This window comes from Streptomyces canarius (assembly GCF_014650735.1).
Classification (GTDB): Bacteria; Actinomycetota; Actinomycetes; order Streptomycetales; family Streptomycetaceae; genus Streptomyces; species Streptomyces olivaceoviridis.
In genome coordinates, this window is the sequence record NZ_BMVN01000250.1 from 1 (window position 1) to 557 (window position 557).

A 557-nucleotide genomic window follows, 5' to 3' on the forward strand; every position below is an offset into this window, starting at 1 on the left:
CTTCAATTAGTCCCCGTGTTCCTCGAATGGATCTCTTAATTGTTGAGAGGGTTGCCCAAAAGCAGTATATAAGGCGTACCCAGTAAAACTTACAAGTAAACCAGATATAGAGATGGCGACTAAGGTTGCTGTTTCCATTATTATATAATTTCAAGATCACAATGGGTCTATGATAAGATTGTTTATTTACAGCGGAATGATATACAAAGTCAACAGATCTCACTGAATACAAAATAAGATTTATGGCTACACAAACCGTTGAGGGTAGTTCTAGATCTGGTCCAAGACGAACTGTTGTAGGGGATTTTTTGAAACCATTGAATTCGGAATATGGTAAGGTAGCCCCTGGATGGGGAACGACTCCTTTGATGGGTGTCGCAATGGCTTTATTTGCGATATTCTTATCTATTATTTTGGAGATTTATAATTCTTCCGTTTTACTGGATGGAATTTCAATGAATTAGATTCACAAGAATCACGAAGCCTCGCTTTTCAATACAAAAAGTGAAACTTTTTGTTCTCGGATTTTTTTAGCCCCATTCTATTTCGGTAGTTCG

2 protein-coding genes are annotated in these 557 nt (G+C 37.3%); one reads left to right on the top strand and one right to left on the bottom strand.

Annotated features, from left to right (window positions below):
- Positions 1-6: 6 nt before the first annotated feature.
- Positions 7-138 carry a photosystem II protein N gene (gene psbN, locus IE294_RS50555; protein WP_078101544.1) on the bottom strand — a complete coding sequence of 44 codons (132 nt, stop codon included), beginning with the start codon at positions 136-138 and terminating at the stop codon, positions 7-9.
- A 104-nt stretch (positions 139-242) separates the two neighbouring features.
- Here psbN and psbH point away from each other — a divergent pair, with 104 nt between their 5' ends.
- A complete protein-coding gene (psbH, locus tag IE294_RS50560; RefSeq protein WP_051747394.1) occupies positions 243-464 on the top strand; it encodes a photosystem II reaction center phosphoprotein PsbH in 222 nt (73 codons plus the stop codon).
- Positions 465-557 lie beyond the last annotated feature (93 nt).

Coding starts and splice junctions, on each gene's coding strand:
- psbN (WP_078101544.1), bottom strand. CDS start 138: ATGGAAACAGCAACCTTAGTCGCCATCTCTATATCTGGTTTACTTGTA.
- psbH (WP_051747394.1), top strand. CDS start 243: ATGGCTACACAAACCGTTGAGGGTAGTTCTAGATCTGGTCCAAGACGA.